Origin of the sequence: Rhizobium mulingense (assembly GCF_029194105.1) — a bacterium.
Classification (GTDB): Bacteria; Pseudomonadota; Alphaproteobacteria; order Rhizobiales; family Rhizobiaceae; genus Rhizobium; species Rhizobium mulingense.
In genome coordinates this window covers 60984-76132 of record NZ_JARFVE010000017.1, presented here as the reverse complement: position 1 = coordinate 76132, position 15149 = coordinate 60984, and the positions used below count along the sequence as shown (strand labels likewise).

The following is a 15149-nucleotide window of genomic DNA, read 5'->3' as shown; positions in this document are numbered from 1 at the left end:
AGAGACCGGCGAACAAAACGTTCCAATCACGACAAACCTGACAAAAGTGGCGGATGCCCGACATTTGCGAGAAATGTAAAGCTGGATGATCCACGGCGCTCCGGTGCATAACTGGCGAGCGGGAAGGACACCGCTGCTGACCATCCGGTAGGCGGTAGCTCGACTCACCTTTAGAATGTCGGCGGCCTCGTCGAGGGTTCTCTCACCGCGTTCGGCCCGTTCACCTTCTCGATAGACGGAGATGCCGTGGATGTTGCGAAGACTGCAGACGTGGCTTCGCGTCCAGCTGGCGCCATGCCCTGTCCGCTTGCCGGATCGATTCAAGATCGCTGCGATCGACAAATCGGGCAACTGCCTCGCCAAGTTGCGAACGAGATCGACAACATCAGCCTTAACTGCCCAGCGGGTCTGGCCGATCTTGTTTTTCTTCACCGTCATCCGGGTGTGATCGCCACCCTGCCAATGAATGACGAGCGCCAATGTGTCGTCAACGGTATCGACAATGATTTCTTTGATCAGCAGCCGAATGATCTTTTCGCGTTAGACGCGTCGGGACCTGTCCCATGCCTTACTATAGATCGCTACCGAGCATCATCAATCTTGTACGGTCGTCGGCCGATAAAGCAGGCGTGTTACGGTCGGTCGAGAGCATCTCGAACTGGACCTCGAGATCACGCAATAGGATCAGCTTCTCATTCCAGCGCCGCTCCAGTTCGCCGGCGACCAACCGATTGCCCGGATCGACAGCATCATACTGGCGGCGCGCCCTGGCAGCCTCGTATTGTGCTTGCTTGATTAAGTTCTCGAGTTGCTGTTGATTGTCGCTATGACGCTGCGTGTGCGCCTCCATTGCCCGCAAGGCCGCCTCGATTCCCAGAGGTTGCAATCGCTCGAGCACCTCCTGCGCCACGGCCCGATCGACCCGCATGCCGCCGAACCCGATACAGTTGCCGACCGCCGTGGCGCCGAACGTGCCGCGACAAACATATCGCTGCGTATTGCCGCCTTTCCCGGAGTATTGAATGTGCAATCGGCGACCGCAGCGACCGCAACGGAATAGTCAGGCAACAAAGCTTGGCGCGCAGTTCAACGAGTTTGGTTGCCGAAAGGCGCGGCGCAGCTACGATCTCGATCGAACTTGCCGCAGGATCAAACATCCATGCCGGAATTTGAAATGAACCACCGTGTGCCAGAATGAGCAGATAGTGAACGCCTTCGTGCTCATGGCTGCCGGTTACCAAGACGGTTTGGTCAACCAGTGGATGGAAGGGATAGGTGACCCTTGCTTCAAACGTCGGAAATCCGGCATTATGAACCCGGCTCGGAAGGCGGCGGCAGGACTTGGGCGACGATCGCGACGCTGCTTCAAACTGCATTTTGCCGCGCGCGGCAAAAGCACGTTTATGCTGACCAGCAAACTATGCCGATTAACCGACTTTGCCAACGTTTCCGGCACCATAGCGGCCGCCTAGTCGGCATAGCTTAGGGTCTCTCCGTCGCGAAGGAGAGGACACATGAACGCAACTCAGGATCGCATCGCCCTATGCAGGAAGCTAGTCTACAGTCCACATCGGGACGACGATGCACGTGGCACTCGCTAAGCCTGTTTCGGGATCTGATCGACTGGCATGTCGGCAATGGAATACTCCGCAGGATTTAAGCGAGGTTCACGTCGACCGCTTCCCTGAGCATCGTTTCAAACACTGGAGACCCGACTCGGGCGATTGATCGGCGCTCCGCCGCTCGCCTTTGGCGTTACGGGAGAATGGCTTAATACCGACCGCGCTTCCTATTCAGCGCAGTGAGCACGAGAAGATCGACGATGCTGGCCGGTCCCAAAAACGGGATGGCAGCTTCTAGAAGTCGATTGAACGAACCGGTCGGGACCGGCGTCCGCACGCGGTGCCCCACGGTCTGTCGGCCTCTGAATTCTGTTCTGCAGGTAAAGTCAGCCGACGCCGTCGCGTATCGCGACTTTGGAGCTCGTTGGGTTCGCTCGCCAGCCCCTTCCTCATGCGATGCGGCTCCGCCCCTTTGCAAGAAACGCTCCGGCGTCCCAATACTTTTGGCTTTGCTCGACGGCGCTGTATCCCGCAGCTTCGATAGCCTTGCTCCGAAACGCTTCCTGCGGGGTCGTCAACTCCTGCAGTCAGGCGCCTTCCGCCGCAGCGTTATGATCCGTCGGAGCCAGACTTTCAGCGGCTGTTTCCGCCGCTGACTTTATGGCTGCGGACCCTCACGGTTGAACTCTCCAACCCGGATTAGTGCCGGTCGAGTTCGGCTTCGACCTTCTTGCGACTGTTGCCTACGTTCTTCACGGTCTTCTTCACCGCTTCCTTGGAAATGCCTTCCTTCCGGGCTTCGTACTTCACCTCGTGATCCTGACCACCTGCGACGCGAGCACGATCCTGGCTGCGGGCTTTGGATGTCGTTGCCATGGTGAGATCCTCCTAATGTCGGTCCTTACGAACGGGCGCCGATTCAATAAGTTCCGGCCTCCGTTATGGTGAGGCGCGCTTCGGCGATGTCGCGGACGCGCTGCACATGGCCTCGGGCGAGATGGTTCACTTCGACGATGAGATCGCGCAAGGCATATCTGCGACCGCAGTTAATCAGTAGCGGACAATTCTTCCCAGGCAGTTGGTACGGCTCGTCGTGTGCCTATGAGCAAACCCATGGATTGATTGTCATAGAAAGCAGGACTAGAACAACAGCGCTAATGCAGGAGCGCTCGGCATCCGAACGCAGAACAAGATCGCGGCGGAAGCCACGCAAGAGCGTCTGCGAAGAGAAACCAAGCGGCTCGGCAGGTTGCGGCTAACCTCTGACCGAGTCGGCACCACGAAGGAGCCAACCCATCGGGGACAGATCCCCCTCAGCCGCTACATCAACGTGATTTGGAGTTTGGAATGGATCAATTTGCTACCGCCGACAACACCTCCGCAGCCGCTCGTCGCCGCGAAGCCAGGATTGCGAAGGGCTACAGCCTTGAGGACCTGGCCATCGCCACCGGACTTACGGTCGAGGAAATCGCAGCGGCCGAGGAACCCCTTCAGATCGTGCCTCAGCACCACCTCGAGCGCATTGAGCATGTGATCTCATAGCTTCCGTCACCACCGGCACGCGGTCCCGGTTTAGGGGCCGCAGTCAACCACGGAGGGCGCGGAACGAAAGATCGATGCTCTATGGGACGTCCTAGGCGCATTGATGCTCCGCTTCACGCCGACAGAATGCGCAAACTACTTCAGGGCTGCTGGATATGACCCGGATTGAACAGGATTTGCTCTAGTCGATATTGCGTCCAATTGAAGTGTCATCCGCCATTTTAAGATAACTGCAGAATCACTTAAAGAGAACATGGCACCAATGATCGCACAAACAACCGGTCCGCTTCTGCCAACCGACGCAGTTCCGATTGTCGCGATGTTCTTCTACGATATGGCGCAACTATCTGCTCGGTGGCTTAGGTAAGCCACCGCCGTTCGCGGCTTGTGGCTACTCATCCTGCCGGGCTGCGCTGTCCGTCGCGTCACGCGCCGCACCCAATCGATCGCGATGCTGATGCCAATGCGGAAGCGCTTGGACGCCGCCCGGCACCACACCCCTCCTGTATCACCGCTTCTACAACTTCTCGCGGTTATTCGAAACAGGTCTCGCCATCCAGCTCAGCCTCCTGACCGGCCAGAAGGATGAATCTGATTTGCGTCATAGGGAATCCTTCTCACGGGTCTACCTAAAATCATCCCGCTCTAAGCTTACGCGCACAACTCGCGGTTCAGCATGAACTCGCAACATCTGTTTTCCGGTACGAGGGTCATACCTCGATGCGATCGTCAAGCAGCCCGATCTGTCAAAGCCGCGACTATCTCTTCCAATGCAAATCTTAGGCTATCACTCAGCTTTCGATCTTTTTGCCAAACGACGACGTAGTGATATATTGCCCCTGGATGAAATCGGCGGAACGCGACGCCGAAGTCAGCATATTCTCTCGCGATGATCTCGTTCGTAATCGAAACGCCGATCCCTGCCATGACATAGCCGATGTCGTGGCCATTGGCGTCATATTCCACGGCGATGTCAGGAGCGGTTCCCATATACCGAAGGGCATTGACGCTCATTTGGTGAGAGGCAAATTGCGGGTCGATATCAATGATCGCCTCACCGGCAAGATCTTCGGCAGTGACAAGCTGCTGTGCCGCAAATCGATGGTTGACCGGAAAAAGACATACGTTGGTGGCCGAGCCGACCGGCACCCAATCAAGAATGCGCTCATCAATAGGCAATCGGGAGATGCCAAGATCCGAGCGGCCGTTTAACACATGATCTGCAATCTGCTCATACGTGCCTGTTTTCACCTGAACGGCGTAAGAGCGGCTTCTCTCCCGAATCCTTTTGACCACTTTCGGCAAGGTCGCGAAGGAAAAAGTGCTTGGCGCCGCGATGCCGATCATTCGCGTATCGTTGTTCCGCAGGAAGTCGATTGACGGTCCGATCCGATCAAGTCCGGCAAACGCCGCGTCGATTGTGCGCAGAAATTCCCATGCCTTGACGGTGGGGATCAACCTGTTGTTTTCCCGGCGGAAGAGCGCGAAGCCGACAGTCTCCTCTAGCTGCTTGATGTTTTGGCTGACCGCCGGCTGGGTTATTCGCAACATCTGCGCTGCGAGCCTTTCCGAGCCGGCGCGCATAACCTCCCGCAATATTTGAAGGTGGCGGATCTTCACTCCGGAGTCGGTGATTTCCATGGCCGGGAATCTCAATCGTGGTCGAGCGACGCGCCTCATAAGTTGCGCTTATCAAAACTTCCTGAATCTTATAAATTGACGGCGGCAAGTCAAAGTATATTTTTGACATACGCCAAACTTAGAGCGCTGGTTAAGCTAATAAATCCAATCTACCCTCGGTTAAATCTCGGCAAGCTCTTAGTATATGTCGGGAGAATACCTTTCCGATTTCGGTGCGCTCGCTAGAATATTGGAGACTTTCATTGTACGCATTTGTAGATCAATTTTTATCTGGATTGAAAAACACACTTTTAGTGTTTGCCTTGAGCTGCGCTTTCGGGACCCTATTAGGTTTGCTTATTGCCGTTCTCCGCAACTCGACCCGCAAGTCGGTTTCATCGTGCATGCGGGGCTACACGGGCATCATCCGGGGTGTTCCGGAACTTCTGATCATCCTCCTAACGTATTTCGGCGGAACCGCCCTTTTGAGCGCGATTGCCGGTGGCTACATCGAGATTAATGCATTTGCGGCCGGTGTCGCGGCACTGACCGTCGTGTTCAGTGGGTACGCCGCGGAAATATTCCGTGGTGCGATCAACGCGGTTGCACCAGGCCAACGAGAGGCTGCAGCGGCGCTCGGGCTTTCGAACGCGCAGATTTGGTTTCTGATCATCATTCCCCAGATGATCCCGATTGCTCTGCCGGCATTCTGTAACCTTTGCATCTCCTTGATAAAGGATACATCGCTGATTTCTGTCGTCGGGCTGACGGACGTCATGCGCGTCGCCTATATTGGCGCGGGCTCACTGCGCGCTCCGCTCCCCTTCTATCTCGCAGCGTCTGCAATCTACCTCGCCCTCACAAGCCTGTCGCTTCTTTCGTTCCGGTTATTGGAGCGCCGCTATTCGCTCCCGGCGATGAAAGGTTGAGGCAATGAGCATGACCATCGCGCTTGAAGCGTTTCTCACCCTTCCCCGCGGCCTTCTTCTCACTCTGGTTCTGACATTCGCATCGCTTGCCGCAGGCTTCGCCGTCTCGGTCCCGCTCGCCTTCCTACGGGCATCATCAAATCCGTGGGCTTCCGCGCCCGTGCTGGCATATACCTATGCGTTCCGCGGCACGCCACTTCTGGTTCAGCTTTTCCTGATTTACTACGGGATTGGCCAGCTTCCCCTCGTCCGCCAAAGCTTTCTATGGGCCGTGATGCGAGAGCCATTCTGGTGCGCCTTCATTGCTTTCACCCTGAACAGCGCCGCCCATACGACAGAAGTTCTGCGCGGCGGGATCCAGGCGGTCCCGCGTGGGCAGATTGAAGCGGCCAAAGCCTTGGGCCTTTCCCGTTTCCACACTGCCCGTCTTATCGTGTTCCCTTTGACCCTCAGGATCGCTCTTCCCGCCTATGCAAATGAGGTGGTTGGAATGCTGAAGGCAAGCTCCCTCGCAAGCACCATCACGCTGCTTGAGGTGACCGGGCTCGCCCGACAGCTGGTGTCGGAGACATTCGCCCCATACGAGGTCTTCATTGCCGCGGGGGCTTTCTATCTGCTGCTTACCCTCTTGATCACGCAAGGTTTCCAGATGCTGGAGACGCGTTGGACGCCGACGGCAAACCGTCCACCGCCGGCGCAACCTGTACCTCGAAGAGCGAACGGAAAGCCGCCTCTCGCCTCGGCTGAAACTTGACGCCAGCCCACATCCCGGACGCCAACAATCAAACTCAGCAATGAAAGGAACATCGTCGTGAAACGAACACTTCTGCTTGCCCTGTCTCTTGTCGTCTGCGCCAACAACGCGGGAGCAATGGACAGGAAGACACTGACAATCGCCTCTGAAGGTGCTTCGCCGCCCTGGAATGCCATCACCCCCCAAGGGGAGCTCGCCGGCTTTGACATCGACGTCGGCCGCGATCTTTGCCGGAGGATGAAGTTCGAGTGCACTTTCGTGCCTCAGGACTGGGACGGAATCATACCGGCGCTCACCGTTGGAAAGTTCGATGCCATCATGTCGGGGATGGCGATAACTGAGAAGCGGAAGAAATCTATCGCTTTTTCCAAGCCCTACGCCGGAGGTTTCAACCAAGTTGTCATACGCAAAGATCTCAATCTTCCGCCCACGGATACGTTGGCCGAGCTCGACCTCACAACTATCGACCCTGAAAAGCAGGCAAAGATCGAGGAGCTTCGAGCCGCTCTCAACGGCAGAACTTTGGGCGTATTGCGATCATCGAATTCGGAAGCAGTGCTCAATGAACTGTTCGGAAAGGTCGCGACGATCAGGAGCTACGATTCCCAGGACAACATGCATCTCGATCTCGTGGCTGAGCGCATCGATGGCGGCCTTGCCGACTATTTCACCTGGAAAGCCTTCCTCGACAGCACGGATGGCGGGATTGCAACGCTCTACGGCCCGCGGCTCTCCGGTGGCCTGTGGGGCCCGGGTGTCGGCGTCGGGCTTCGGCAAGACGACGGCGAACTGGTTGCGGCATTCGATAGCGCCATCGAGGCCGCCACGAGCGACGGAACCCTGAAGCGGCTGAGCGAGCAATGGTTCAAGATCGATGTTTCGCCGCAGACATCGAACTAGACACTGGCTCTACGACACGCATTTCCCCCGAAGCCATAGCGCGTGAGCAGTCGGCAGTCCCAAAGATCGAAGGTAGACCATATGTCCGCACCCTTTTCCATTGCTGTCACCGGCCAGTCGCTCATCCGTCATGATCTTCGAGCGATCGGCGATCCACGGCTCGCTGAGATCGCCGAGATCCTCAAAGCAAGCGATGTTGCCTTCACCAATCTCGAGACGACTATCTATGGTCGTCATGGTGGATGGCCGCTCAAAGGCAGCTATTTCGGCGCTGCAGCGCCGGATGTCTTGGCGGCGTTGAAGGAGCTCGGTTTCAATAGCCTGGCTCTGGCAAACAACCATGCTTTCGATCTTGGACCGCCGGGGATCCTCTCGACGCTGGAGGAGGTTGCGGCACACAATTTCCTGCATGCCGGCATCGGCCACAACAAGCATCACGCTTCCACGGCACAGAAAATGACGTTCGGATCCCGAAATGTTGCGCTGATTGCCATGGACGCTGGGCCAGGCCCGTCTTTCATGTACGCTGAGGACGCAACTGAGGGCAGGATAGCAAGGCCCGGCATCAATAGTCTGAAAGTCTCCAGGGTATTTGACTTGGAAGCGGGAACATTCGACTTGCTTCGCTCCATCCAGGAGCGTCTTCTAAGTTCGCCCTTGGAGCGCGCGAATTATGCCCAGCCGGAGGATCCGCCTGATCTTCATGGCCAAGACGAAATTGATTTCTATGGAACCGTGTTTTGCAGATCAGATGAGACGGCTCGCCGCATCGTGGTGGACCGGCACAGCGCCTCGGCTCACCTTTCGGCGATTGCGGAAGAAGCGGGCCGCGATACATTCGTCATCGTGTATTTGCATCATCACCATTGGGAGCCGAACTGGCAGCAAGTCCCCGCCTGGGTCCGGGAATTTGCGCACGATTGCGTGAACGCGGGCGCAGGCCTCTTTGTCAGCCATGGCGCTCCGGTCCTTCAAGCGGTCGAGATATATCGGAATACGCCAATTTTCTACGGCCTTGGCAACTTCCTCTTCCATACGGAAAAGGACGAACAGGAATGGAGCCCGCCGGAGGTGTGGAGAAGCGTCATCGCGACCTGCAATTTTGAATCTAGCGGACGGCTGGAGAATATCCGCTTGCGCCCGATTGTGATCGGGGGAACCGAGGCTTTATCCAATCCTGCACACGATCGCCTCCCCTTCCCTGTGCTTGCCGGTGGCAGAATGGCGGCAGATATCCTTGACGATCTTGCCGACCGCAGTGCCGGTTTTGGCACAGTGCTATCTCGGGAGAATGACATCGGGCGGATCGCCTTGTAGATGCGAAAGCAGAACGCGCGGCAGACGGTTACCCAAAGTCAACGACTGGCTGGCTCTCCTGCCGCCTTTTCCTGTTGTTCTCCTAGCGATCAAAATCAGTCTTTTCAGGCGTCTCTTCGTCGACAATCGAGCTGACGAGGGCGACGACGCGACTGCGCACACGTGGGGAAAGGAGCAAAACGTCTTCTACCAGCCGTCGTCCTTCCGCGGTGGAAATGTAAGCAATCCTCTCATCAATCTCCGTCGTGAGTTGTTGGTCCTGAAAGCTTTCGGGATCTGGGAGGCCTTCGAAAAACATCGAAACAGAAATTTTGAGGCAATTGGCAAGCTCATAGAGCATGGAAGCGCTAACGCGGTTCTTGCCGCTTTCATATTTCTGAACCTGCTGCAAGCTGACGCCGATGCCGGCGCCAAGATCGCCCAGCGATACATTCGATTGCAACCGGCGAATACGGATCTGCTGCCCGACATGCAGGTCTACCGGATGCACCGACGCACGCGCAATATTCTGCGCGGCCCGCGCTCGCCTCGACGATCGGACTTGAAGGGCTGCTGTAAAATGATTCATGGACTACACCCCGTGTGGAGAGTTTCACGCGGTACGCCCCCGCGGAATAACTCGCTCAACCCACTGATCGGGGAGTTAGAACACCGTACGAGACGGCCCTATGGCCTTTAGTTCCGAGGAACCTGGACATACGCCACAGGCTCCTCGACCGAAGGTCAAGGAGTTTGGTGCCGTATCGGCCGGCACCAACCGCTCGTAGGGGGTTCTAATCCCCAAGGCAGCGCGTACTGCCTCATCAAAAAGAATAGTTGAAATCCGCGCGGCGTTCAACCGAATTCTTCACAAGATTCAATAGCTTCGCCCTACACGTAGGCGTACGTCCCGAGACCCCGTTAGTTGTCCTTCGGCAGCGAATGATCGAAAGGGCTATCGCAATGCGATCAGCAAAATACCCATTGCGGGCAATTCCTGCCTATCCTCCCAAAGGAGTAGGCCGCCGTTAGCTCTGCCCACAAGGGATCCTGCGTGAAACTCGAAAAGGGTCCGCAGGCTTCGACAATGCTTTTCTCGCCAAAGCGATCGAGAAGCGTCGAGATGCCGCCCTGGCCGAGCTGATTCAGCATCGAAAACGGCTCGCATGGCGAGGAGATGACCCGATGGCCCCAAACCCCTGGGCGTTCGTCTTTTGACAGTGTGTTGAGAAGCTGCGGGTCGCGATTGTTGTTCTTCAAAGCCTCGCAGAGCGCCCAGCGCATCAAAGGATAATAGACTGCATGTCGACTTCCCCCCAAGACGCGCACACCAGGCAGGAGCGATGTCACGATGAACATCAGCAGAAGGTTCGGCACGATCCGGCCCGCCTTCAGGGCTTCAACAAGACTTGCCGGCGAAAATTTGACGCGGATATCTTCCGCCCCTTTAGATCGGAGAACGGCGCCATCCAGCCAAAGTGGAAAGAGCCGCCCTTCTATGCAGCCCCAAAAGAAGTGGGTCGAATTTTTCAGCCAGCCTCGCCAAGCCGTATCCGCGAGTTGATCGATGCAGACGAGGAGCCGCATGGCGAATGCTGTGTCCTCGACCAGTGAAGTTCGCAGCCAGGATCTGTCGTCGGAAAGATGATCCGCGACCAGATCGGCAACGTCGCTATCGTCAAGCTGAAGAAAGTCGACTTGGCTGTCAAAATACCGCTTCCAGAGGCAAAGATTTGCTGCCTTGATTGCTTCTGCCGCGGACTGGAATTCGTCGGCAGGCAAAAGTTCTCGCAAGCACGAAACTGCTTCCAAGTCAGGACCGGGCCTATCGACATTCTGGAGGTGGAAGCGATAGCTGCTATTTCTACCGAGTATACTGTAGGGGATCATCTTGCTGCGCGACAAGCCGAAGACATTGACCGCATCGCCATTGATCTGCAGCCAGGCTGGACCCTTGCGGCCCCGCTCTACGAACTTCACCGTCGAACAGGCATAGGAGATATAACATTTCCTGCCACGGGCGCGGAGCCCCATCAGGGAGAACAAATGGGTGTAGAATGCGTCTGGCTCGATCAACAGGTGGAGGTGGGGACCGCTCTGAAGCACCGGAGCGGCTTCGATTTCCCTTTGAAATCTCGATACCGCGCCTGCCGAAAAACCTCGACATTGCGCGACGGTTCCGACCCACGACCGCAACAGCGACATGGCGTGCCTTCTCGCGGCGCATTCTGATTGATTGGACTCAACGGAAAATACCGCCTTTGCGTAGTCGTTCAACGATCCCACGCCAAACTGACGCATCCACGGAAATAGTTCAAAAATGAGGGCCAAAACCTCTTCTTTTGAGACCAGCTCCTTGTCGATCAATGTCTCCATCCTCAGACGAGCCGGCGTTCAAGCGGCTCTCCTCTATCCATTCTGAAACGAAAGAAGAGCGCGACGGCAACCATCAACGACCCGAAGAGTCCGAAAATCTCCGAAGGTAGAATTGCATCCCCGATGGCGCTGATGATGCCATACGCGAAAAGCCCGATCGCAACACAGATCGTGTGGACTTGGCTTCGCACCCGCCCCAGCATGCCGGCCGGAACAGTCGATTGAATCCGTACATCGATCAGAACCCGCGCGATATTGTAGCTCAAGCCCAGAACCATCATTTGGACAAGTGCGGATGGAAGGCTTTGGAAAGCAAAAAAACCGGAAAGAACAACGCCCTCGAGCGCCGAATGGAAAAGGACTCTCTGCCGTCGCGAAACTACGCTTCCAAAAAGCAAGGCCGCACAGCCTGCAATCGAACCTAGAGCCCAGGCCGCCTCGAGATAACCGAACTGCAGCGCTGACCCCTCGAGTTCACGAATGACGTATGCGGAGCCGAGTACGGAAACAAGCATGCCCATGGCATAGATCAGCGCGTACATGACAGCGAGGGTCTTCAGGGGGTGAAAGGAGAAGGTCGTCGGCATGAGATCAAGGCAACGGATGCTTTCGCTCTTCGAGCCGCGTCGAGGGAAGGAGTTCCGCTGTTGGCCCAGCATAGCCAACCACCCCAACAGCGACAGACTGAAAAAAGCGCTCGGCAGGATCGGCGTCAGATCCACCCGGATGGCGGCGAGGGTGAACCCAGTCACGATGGCGGCGATCAAATTACCTGCCTGCATGGCGATATAAGACACCGAGTTGAACGAACCAAGGTTCTCTGGGGGTACGAGAGACGGGATGATGGCTTGCAGCGCGGTTGAACAAGTTCTGTCGATAATCGCGAAGATCGTCCACGATGCGTAAAGAACAATGAGCGGGTCGCAGAACAAGAAAGCAAGTCCGGTCATCACCATTAGCAGCAACCTGGACAAATCGCAGCCGATACAAACGAGACGGCGGTCGAATCGATCAACAAGGGCGCCGCCGACATTGCTTGTCAACAATTCGGCGGCACTGCCGAGCGCCAAAAGGATAGCAAGAGCGCTCGCGCTACCGCTGACATCGACCGCGATCCAAGCCACCATCACGAAATATGCATTGCGCCCAGCTGCGGAAGCCACAACGCCGAAGAGATAGATGTGGCGGGCGGAATACCGCCCAATCAGGCCGCCGACCGATATACCCACTTCATCCACGCTCCCTGCTGGATTGGTTCGTGAGGACATGCTAGTCGTCTCGGCAGCCGAGGGCTTTCATGAATTTGATATTTTCTCTTGGTCAGAACCGGGTTATCCCTTCCAGAGCGCCCGATACTCAGCCGGTGAAAAGCCGGTTTCGCGGCGAAATCTGGTCGAGAGGTGGCTCCCGCTGGAGTAGCCACAGGCGATGGCGATCTCGGTCACGCTGATCGCAGTCGTGCGGAGAAGGTCGGTCACGCGTTCAAGACGGCGTTGGTTATAGAAGCCATAGGGCGTCGAGCCTTGCGACTGCTTGAAAGCGCGGGAAAAATGCTCGTAGGTCAATCCCGCCTCTTCAGCCAGAGCGCGCACGCTTGGAGGTCGATCGATGTGAGCTTCAATCCGCCCTATCACGCGCTTGAGAACGGTAGGCGACAATCCTCCTCGAGACAATCTGCCAGATGTGCCGGAGCGGCGCTGCAGAAGTCCGAAGATAGCCGCGAGATGCCCTTCCACGATCACACTCCCCATGGAATCGTCGTGTGAAAGTTCTCCGGCAATCTGCCGCGCCAAGCATTGGATCGGCAGATCTCTAAATCCAAGCTCCGGACGCAAGGTGCCGACGCGCGGCAGCTTAGTCGTGAGGTTTGAAAAAAAATCCTGCGTCACGGTTATCATAAGATAACAACCCTCAGCATCCCCTTCATCCCAACCGCTCCAATGGCAACCGGGCGGAATGTAAACAAGCGAGCCGTCTGGACGCGGACTGAACTCGACTCTTCGTCCGTCCAGAAAGTTTTCGCCGGATGCCGCCGTACCCCTTATGTTGAGGAAGATCAGGTGGTCATCCGCGACAACGTCGATAACCTGTCGCCCGAGACTGCGCCGGCGAACGACATCTGCGCGGGCATGGCTCCAATGGCCTTGCTGGTGAAGGATGATCTCCCCTTGTGACTTCTTCATCCTCTCGGGGTGAATTGATGGAATGATCCCCACTCGACAGCTGCTCCCTTGAAAAACCGGCGTGGTAGCGACCCTACCTCACCCCAAGTTGTCAACAAGCCAGGCTTTAACCTCAGGTCGAATTTCATGTCAATTTCATGAAAACCAATCAAAATCGTGGATGCGAAAACATGATGTTCGCGATCATCTTCTGCCGACATCATCGCTGACGGCACAATCTTTTCGGGATGCGCGATTTCCTCCTGAATCCCAAAAACGCGATGGTGCGAGAGAAAGGCAGGCTTTCGCATGCGTGAATTTGCCGACTTCATTGAGGAGTGCGACCGCGCCCCTCGTCTTAACGAGCTTACTGAGTTTTTTTCGACGACCGCATCCGGTGAGGCCGGAATGCCTATCCGTCCGCCTGAGCTCGATCGCCGCTTGTTCCCAGTGGACATGACGTTCAGGCGCTTTTCAGCCCTTCATCCGCTGCGCCAAGGTCCGTTTGATAAGCACTACTTGAGCAGCATACCCTACCGGCTCGAAGAAGAGTGCCGTTTAGGCAGCGCGATCCTCAAATACGCGCGGGCCAGAAAGGGTCAACTGCAACTCTACACGCTAGGTACAGCCGAGGGGACGATGGCCCGTGTGATCGGCGAACTTGGCAAGGGCAGGATAGAAACGCTGTCATGCAGTCCCAACGTCGAAAACCTTAGAAGCTTCTATGCCTATGGCGTTCCTCCTCATGCCATGTTTTTTCACGGACCATTTCATCATTTGACATCGCAAAGGGTCCAAGAAGACGTGGAGCTCCGAAAGTTTGGCAGCGGTTTCGATATCATCCTCGAGGACACGACTTTCCAGATGTATTCGCCAAATCGCTTCGATCAGATCCGTTTCGTCTCGCAGCATCTCAAGACCAACGGGCTCTTCATGTTCGTCGAGAAGTTCAGGCATGAAGACGACGAGGAATATCGGCGGCGGGAACGCCAGAAGGACCATAGCTTCAAAGCTCGCTTCTTCAGCGCGTCAGATATTAGCGCGAAGGAAGAGACGGTGCTAACGCGAATGGATCGAAACGAAGTCACCCTTTCGGAGATGAGCGAAACACTACGCCGGTTCTTTGGACACTCATTCGTCACCTGGAACAGCGGCAATTTCTACACGCTTGTCTCCAGCAACAGTCAGCAGAATCTCGACCTGTTCCTATCGAAGCTGTCCCCACCCGCGATTCCGGCAGAATATGTCTATGCGGACCTTCCTTACCGCCTTTACCCGGAATCCGACGCAAGGCGGCTATCGGGGCGATCCTGGACCCTTTAGCGACTCCTCATCGTCACCGTCGCGTGAGTGCAACTGCGTCACGTCTTCACGAGCCTCAACTGGAACAACGTTCGCGTCAGCAGAAAGCGCTCCATCACGTTGAGCAGCCCTCAGCGCTTTGCCATCTCGAAAAGCCTTTTTTCTTCAAACGGGCAGGAACAGCATGAAGAAATCGATTGGCGAAGTCCGTCACTTCGTTAAGCTGAGCCCGCCGGGCAACGCGCATCTGGTCCTGCCACGAGGGCCATCAATCGCGGGTGAGGAAGATGTTCCAACGGGCGTTCATGTCGCCGAAGCGTGTGTCGCTATTCCGCGCACGCAGCACGTTGCCGACAAGATCTGCACGCAAATCGAGGACTTCTACCAATCCCTCGTCGCCGTGGGACCTGACAGGCTTCTAGCTTTCGAAGGTGGAGGCGCGATCATAAGGCCGACCAGTGAAAGCCTGTTCTTCACGGTCTCAGCGCGAGACCTCGTCACATTCTGTGGCATCCGCGCGCTGTTGGAAGCAGGCTTGTTTCTGGCCACGTCCGTGTCCGAGGGGGCTATAGAGTGGCTTCACGCAGACAGCACGCGATCTGGTGAGACCTGCAATCGCCTCCACAACGACCGCTGCGGAAGGGACGAACAGTAGCTTCGACCGCTCCGCCACCCAAAGGAAAATCGATCTCGGGACAATCAGGTC

Annotated in this window: 17 protein-coding genes and 3 pseudogenes; 9 read left to right on the top strand and 11 right to left on the bottom strand. The window is 56.4% G+C overall.

Annotation, left to right across the window (positions count from 1 at the left end; translation table 11 throughout):
* The 3 genes and pseudogenes from PYR71_RS28235 to PYR71_RS30885 all read right to left on the bottom strand — a co-directional run.
* On the bottom strand, positions 1-480 hold a 480-nt coding region (locus PYR71_RS28235), incomplete at its 3' end, for a helix-turn-helix domain-containing protein (protein WP_245445231.1).
* 91 nt (positions 481-571) lie between these two features.
* Positions 572-1030, bottom strand: coding sequence for an ATP-binding protein (locus tag PYR71_RS28230; RefSeq protein ID WP_077991390.1), 459 nt, complete (start codon positions 1028-1030; stop codon positions 572-574).
* A 97-nt stretch (positions 1031-1127) separates the two neighbouring features.
* A pseudogene (locus tag PYR71_RS30885) lies at positions 1128-1241 on the bottom strand (DUF5372 family protein); the annotation flags it as partial.
* On the opposite strand from PYR71_RS30885, the gene PYR71_RS28220 reads away from it, so the two are divergent.
* Entirely contained in the window at positions 1206-1472 is a 267-nt protein-coding gene (locus tag PYR71_RS28220; protein WP_237358605.1) for a hypothetical protein, read from the top strand. The pseudogene PYR71_RS30885 and the gene PYR71_RS28220 sit on opposite strands and share 36 nt — an antisense overlap.
* A gap of 789 nt (positions 1473-2261) precedes the next feature.
* On the opposite strand, the gene PYR71_RS28215 is transcribed toward PYR71_RS28220, so the two are convergent.
* Complete coding sequence (locus PYR71_RS28215) at positions 2262-2438, bottom strand: DUF3606 domain-containing protein (protein ID WP_004668584.1); 177 nt, start codon at positions 2436-2438, stop codon at positions 2262-2264.
* Between the two features lie 471 nt (positions 2439-2909).
* On the opposite strand from PYR71_RS28215, the gene PYR71_RS28210 reads away from it, so the two are divergent.
* Together PYR71_RS28210 and PYR71_RS28205 are read left to right on the top strand one after the other, a co-directional pair.
* Positions 2910-3104, top strand: a complete 195-nt coding sequence (locus PYR71_RS28210) for a hypothetical protein (protein WP_010068053.1) — start codon at positions 2910-2912, stop codon at positions 3102-3104.
* 58 nt (positions 3105-3162) lie between these two features.
* A pseudogene (locus PYR71_RS28205) lies at positions 3163-3273 on the top strand (IS630 family transposase); the annotation flags it as partial.
* A gap of 209 nt (positions 3274-3482) precedes the next feature.
* On the opposite strand, the pseudogene PYR71_RS28200 reads toward PYR71_RS28205, so the two are convergent.
* Positions 3483-3660: pseudogene (locus PYR71_RS28200) on the bottom strand (IS630 family transposase); the annotation flags it as partial.
* A 173-nt stretch (positions 3661-3833) separates the two neighbouring features.
* Positions 3834-4745, bottom strand: coding sequence for a LysR family transcriptional regulator (locus tag PYR71_RS28195; RefSeq protein ID WP_029875814.1), 912 nt, complete (start codon positions 4743-4745; stop codon positions 3834-3836).
* A gap of 242 nt (positions 4746-4987) precedes the next feature.
* Here PYR71_RS28195 and PYR71_RS28190 point away from each other — a divergent pair, with 242 nt between their 5' ends.
* From PYR71_RS28190 to PYR71_RS28175, 4 genes are all read left to right on the top strand, one after another.
* Complete coding sequence (locus PYR71_RS28190) at positions 4988-5653, top strand: ABC transporter permease subunit (RefSeq protein WP_077991388.1); 666 nt, start codon at positions 4988-4990, stop codon at positions 5651-5653.
* Between the two features lie 4 nt (positions 5654-5657).
* The gene (locus tag PYR71_RS28185; RefSeq protein ID WP_016737468.1) at positions 5658-6407 is read left to right on the top strand and encodes an ABC transporter permease; all 750 of its coding nucleotides are present in this window, start codon (positions 5658-5660) and stop codon (positions 6405-6407) included.
* A 57-nt stretch (positions 6408-6464) separates the two neighbouring features.
* Positions 6465-7307 (top strand): transporter substrate-binding domain-containing protein, encoded by an 843-nt coding sequence (locus tag PYR71_RS28180; RefSeq protein ID WP_011053397.1) that lies wholly within the window; start codon positions 6465-6467, stop codon positions 7305-7307.
* A gap of 81 nt (positions 7308-7388) precedes the next feature.
* Positions 7389-8624, top strand: coding sequence for a CapA family protein (locus PYR71_RS28175; RefSeq protein ID WP_077991385.1), 1236 nt, complete (start codon positions 7389-7391; stop codon positions 8622-8624).
* A gap of 82 nt (positions 8625-8706) precedes the next feature.
* Here PYR71_RS28175 and PYR71_RS28170 read toward each other — a convergent pair whose 3' ends face one another.
* The 5 genes from PYR71_RS28170 to PYR71_RS28150 form a co-directional block, all read right to left on the bottom strand.
* Complete coding sequence (locus PYR71_RS28170; protein ID WP_077991382.1) at positions 8707-9192, bottom strand: helix-turn-helix domain-containing protein; 486 nt, start codon at positions 9190-9192, stop codon at positions 8707-8709.
* 380 nt (positions 9193-9572) lie between these two features.
* Complete coding sequence (locus PYR71_RS28165; protein WP_077991379.1) at positions 9573-10979, bottom strand: hypothetical protein; 1407 nt, start codon at positions 10977-10979, stop codon at positions 9573-9575.
* 2 nt (positions 10980-10981) lie between these two features.
* Positions 10982-12247: an MFS transporter gene (locus PYR71_RS28160; RefSeq protein WP_077991377.1), complete on the bottom strand. Its 1266-nt coding sequence runs from the start codon at positions 12245-12247 to the stop codon at positions 10982-10984.
* Between the two features lie 63 nt (positions 12248-12310).
* Positions 12311-13162: a helix-turn-helix domain-containing protein gene (locus tag PYR71_RS28155; protein ID WP_245304433.1), complete on the bottom strand. Its 852-nt coding sequence runs from the start codon at positions 13160-13162 to the stop codon at positions 12311-12313.
* Positions 13159-13452, bottom strand: coding sequence for a hypothetical protein (locus PYR71_RS28150; protein WP_054185335.1), 294 nt, complete (start codon positions 13450-13452; stop codon positions 13159-13161). Before PYR71_RS28150 ends, PYR71_RS28155 begins: the two co-directional genes overlap by 4 nt.
* Here PYR71_RS28150 and PYR71_RS28145 point away from each other — a divergent pair.
* Positions 13451-14464, top strand: coding sequence for a class I SAM-dependent methyltransferase (locus tag PYR71_RS28145; RefSeq protein WP_077991371.1), 1014 nt, complete (start codon positions 13451-13453; stop codon positions 14462-14464). The two genes, PYR71_RS28150 and PYR71_RS28145, sit on opposite strands and share 2 nt — an antisense overlap.
* Positions 14465-14627: 163 nt before the next feature.
* Positions 14628-15098, top strand: a complete 471-nt coding sequence (gene rctB, locus PYR71_RS28140) for an SMa0974 family conjugal transfer regulator (protein ID WP_077991370.1) — start codon at positions 14628-14630, stop codon at positions 15096-15098.
* The last annotated feature ends 51 nt before the right edge of the window (positions 15099-15149 follow it).

Bases quoted from the DNA above. Each gene is read 5' to 3' on its own strand.
- PYR71_RS28215 (WP_004668584.1), bottom strand. From the start codon at position 2,438: ATGGCAACGACATCCAAAGCCCGCAGCCAGGATCGTGCTCGCGTCGCA.
- PYR71_RS28210 (WP_010068053.1), top strand. From the start codon at position 2,910: ATGGATCAATTTGCTACCGCCGACAACACCTCCGCAGCCGCTCGTCGC.
- PYR71_RS28195 (WP_029875814.1), bottom strand. From the start codon at position 4,745: ATGGAAATCACCGACTCCGGAGTGAAGATCCGCCACCTTCAAATATTG.
- PYR71_RS28185 (WP_016737468.1), top strand. From the start codon at position 5,658: ATGAGCATGACCATCGCGCTTGAAGCGTTTCTCACCCTTCCCCGCGGC.
- PYR71_RS28175 (WP_077991385.1), top strand. From the start codon at position 7,389: ATGTCCGCACCCTTTTCCATTGCTGTCACCGGCCAGTCGCTCATCCGT.
- PYR71_RS28170 (WP_077991382.1), bottom strand. From the start codon at position 9,192: ATGAATCATTTTACAGCAGCCCTTCAAGTCCGATCGTCGAGGCGAGCG.
- PYR71_RS28165 (WP_077991379.1), bottom strand. From the start codon at position 10,979: ATGGAGACATTGATCGACAAGGAGCTGGTCTCAAAAGAAGAGGTTTTG.
- PYR71_RS28160 (WP_077991377.1), bottom strand. From the start codon at position 12,247: ATGTCCTCACGAACCAATCCAGCAGGGAGCGTGGATGAAGTGGGTATA.
- PYR71_RS28155 (WP_245304433.1), bottom strand. From the start codon at position 13,162: ATGAAGAAGTCACAAGGGGAGATCATCCTTCACCAGCAAGGCCATTGG.
- PYR71_RS28145 (WP_077991371.1), top strand. From the start codon at position 13,451: ATGCGTGAATTTGCCGACTTCATTGAGGAGTGCGACCGCGCCCCTCGT.
- PYR71_RS28150 (WP_054185335.1), bottom strand. From the start codon at position 13,452: ATGCGAAAGCCTGCCTTTCTCTCGCACCATCGCGTTTTTGGGATTCAG.
- rctB (WP_077991370.1), top strand. From the start codon at position 14,628: ATGAAGAAATCGATTGGCGAAGTCCGTCACTTCGTTAAGCTGAGCCCG.